Origin of the sequence: Streptomyces sp. NPDC093510, assembly GCF_040683555.1 — a bacterium.
Classification (GTDB): Bacteria; Actinomycetota; Actinomycetes; order Streptomycetales; family Streptomycetaceae; genus Streptomyces.
In genome coordinates this window covers 1-2,935 of sequence record NZ_JBFBEE010000062.1, presented here as the reverse complement: position 1 = coordinate 2,935, position 2,935 = coordinate 1, and the positions used below count along the sequence as shown (strand labels likewise).

4 protein-coding genes are annotated in these 2,935 nt (G+C 68.9%); all 4 read right to left on the bottom strand.

The annotated features are described in order from the left end of the window. Positions 1-249: SCO5918 family protein (locus AB0N81_RS41940; protein WP_365368198.1), on the bottom strand; the 249-nt coding region annotated here is incomplete at its 3' end. A 43-nt stretch (positions 250-292) separates the two neighbouring features. Then, positions 293-568: a CBS domain-containing protein gene (locus AB0N81_RS41935; RefSeq protein WP_365368200.1), complete on the bottom strand. Its 276-nt coding sequence runs from the start codon at positions 566-568 to the stop codon at positions 293-295. Between the two features lie 128 nt (positions 569-696). Continuing rightward, entirely contained in the window at positions 697-2,181 is a 1,485-nt protein-coding gene (locus AB0N81_RS41930) for a DEAD/DEAH box helicase (protein ID WP_365368196.1), read from the bottom strand. Positions 2,182-2,495: 314 nt separating this feature from the next. Then, a complete protein-coding gene (locus AB0N81_RS41925) occupies positions 2,496-2,699 on the bottom strand; it encodes a cold-shock protein (RefSeq protein WP_030563513.1) in 204 nt (67 codons plus the stop codon). Positions 2,700-2,935: the final 236 nt, after the last annotated feature.

Below are 2,935 nucleotides of genomic sequence, written 5' to 3'. Positions count from 1 at the left end.
GGCTGTGGTGGCTGCGGGAAGGGTGCGGCAGGTGAAGCCGAGTTGGGTCATGGCTCGCAGGACTTCGCCGGCGCTGAAATCGCGGGGGTCCTGGCGGGTGATGACCTGGCCGACCTGTTTGAGGGGGTAGTGGCGGCGGCCGATGATCACGGACTGGCCGGTGACGGGCTCGGGTTTGATGCCCTTCATCGTTTCCAGGACCCCGCTTTTGGTCAGGTCGAAGGGGAAGCGGGCGATGACACAGCGCATGAGACCTCACAGGAAGAAGGAGGGGGGATCGGGGCGGGCCGGCTCAGTGGACGAGGGCGGGGGCGAGGCTCTCGTCGTGGAGGTCGTGGAGGTCGCGCAGGCGGATGCGGTCGGTGTATGCGGAGCCGTCACGGATGGCTGTGAGGGTTGCCCGGGTGACCAGGCCGGTGTGCCGGCCGTCTTCGTCGCAGACGAGCAGGTGTCCGACGCGGGCGCCGGCCATCACGGACAGGGCGACCTCGACGGTCATGTCGTCCCAGACCCGCGGCCCGGCTTCCTCGACGGTGTCGGCCACGGTGTGGGCGACGGTGTCGGCCACGGTGTGGGCGACGGTGTCGGCCGAGGGCCCGTGCGCCGGGTTGCCGTTCTTCGAGGGGGGCCGCGTCTGAACCGGCGTCATAGGGTGCCTCCGGCACGGGTGGGTGAGCTTTGCGGTCACGAAGGTCTCTAGGCTGCGGTGTCGGCGGTGATCCGCTGGGGTGCGGCGGCGCGGCGGGCCGCGGAGGCGGGGCGGCGGCGGCCGCGTGATGTGCCGGCGCGCTTGGGGCGTTCGGCCACCGGTGCGGTGATGACGACCGGGATGCCGGAGGGGGTCTGGGCGCCGGTGATGCGGTGCAGTTCCTGTTCGCCGGAGCGGACCTGGGTGATCTGCGGGCTGATGCCGGCGTCCGACATGAGGCGGGTCATGCCGCGGCGCTGGTGGGGGGTGACCAGGGTGACGACGCTGCCGGACTCGCCGGCGCGGGCGGTGCGGCCGCCGCGGTGGAGGTAGTCCTTGTGGTCGGTGGGCGGGTCCACGTTGACGACGAGGTCGAGGTTGTCGACGTGGATGCCGCGGGCGGCGACGTTGGTGGCCACGAGCACGGTGACGTGCCCGGTCTTGAACTGGGTCAGGGTGCGGGTGCGCTGGGGCTGGGATTTCCCGCCGTGCAGTGCGGCGGCCCGTACGCCGCTGTTGAGCAGGTCCTGGGTGAGGCGGTCGACGGCGTGTTTGGTGTCCAGGAACATGATCACGCGGCCGTCGCGGGCGGCGATCTGGGTGGTGGCGGTGTGTTTGTCGGCGCCCTGGACGTGCAGTACGTGGTGTTCCATCGTGGTGACCGCGCCGGCCGAGGGGTCCACGGAGTGGACGACGGGGTCGCTCAGGTAGCGGCGCACGAGCAGGTCGACGTTGCGGTCCAGGGTGGCGGAGAACAGCATCCGCTGCCCTTCGGGCCGTACCTGGTCCAGGAGTGCGGTGACCTGCGGCATGAAGCCCATGTCGGCCATCTGGTCGGCCTCATCCAGCACGGTGATGGCGACCTGGTTCAGGCGGCATTCGCCGCGGTCGATGAGGTCTTTGAGGCGGCCCGGGGTCGCCACGACGATCTCGCTGCCGGTGCGCAGTGCGCCGGCCTGCCGGCCGATGGACATGCCGCCCACGACGGTGGCCAGGCGCAGCCGCACGGCGCGGGCGTAGGGGGTGAGTGCGTCGGTCACCTGCTGGGCGAGTTCGCGGGTGGGGACCAGGATCAGGCCCAGCGGCTGGCGGGGCTCGGCGCGCTGTCCGGCGGTGCGGGCCAGCAGGGCCAGGCCGAAGGCGAGGGTCTTGCCGGAGCCGGTGCGTCCGCGGCCCAGCACGTCACGGCCCGCCAGGGAGTTGGGCAGCGTCGCTGCCTGGATGGGGAAGGGCACGGCCACTCCCTGCCGGCCGAGTTCGGCCAGCAGCGGTGCGGGCATGTCGAGATCGGCGAAGCCTTCCACGGCGTCCAGCGCGGGGGTGATCGTCTTGGGGAGGGCGAACTCGCCCTGCACGGCGGCGGGCCGGCGGCTGGAGCTGCCGGATCGGCGCGGGGCCGCTGCTGCGAAGCGGCTGCCGCTCTTTCCGGCACCGGCACCGGTGCTGCTATTGCGGGTGCGGGTGAATCGGTCGTTTGTACGTGTGCGGTTCATGCGGAACCTTCCTCGATGCGGCGCATATCAAGGAATTCTTCCGGCGATGAGCGGCACAGAGAATCACAAGAAATGGACCGGTGGTTAAAGCGAAAGCGGATCTGGCCGGCGGATCATCTTTGCGGGCGCAGGCGCTGGAAAATGGGTGACGCGAAGAGGGAATCTCACCCGGAGCGTCGACTGCAGTTACGGATGATGGTCACCCGGGTTGCCCGCAGGTGGAATCACTGCGGGAAAATCACTGTGGGAAATGCCTGCAGCTGGGGCCCGCACCCCGAAGGATGCGGGCCCCAGCTGCAAAGTGTGCGTCAGTGTCAGGCGGGAACGATGTTCTCGGCCGTCGGGCCCTTCTGGCCCTGCGCGATGTCGAACTTCACCTTCTGGCCTTCGAGCAGCTCGCGGAAGCCCTGGGCGGCGATGTTCGAGTAGTGGGCGAACACGTCAGCGCCGCCACCGTCCTGCTCGATGAAGCCGAAACCCTTTTCCGCGTTGAACCACTTCACGGTGCCAGTAGTCATGTCAATCTCCTTTGGGGCAGTGCATCGGTATCCGCACTGTGCGGATGCCGTGTCGCCGCGATGATTACCCCGCCCGGAAATGACCGGTCATACAAAAGCGCCCCCACCGCAGTGTGCGGCCAGGAGCACTTGAAGTTTTTCGGGAACCACAACTGCAACTGAGACGACAGTAGCACGCCAGGGCGGCCGGTGGGGGTGAAGTAATTCCGCTCTGCTCATTGCGCTAAAAACCCTCC

What these genes read in the sequence shown, in the direction of transcription:
- AB0N81_RS41930 (WP_365368196.1), bottom strand. Translation starts at nt 2,181, where the DNA reads ATGAACCGCACACGTACAAACGACCGATTCACCCGCACCCGCAATAGC.
- AB0N81_RS41925 (WP_030563513.1), bottom strand. Translation starts at nt 2,699, where the DNA reads ATGACTACTGGCACCGTGAAGTGGTTCAACGCGGAAAAGGGTTTCGGC.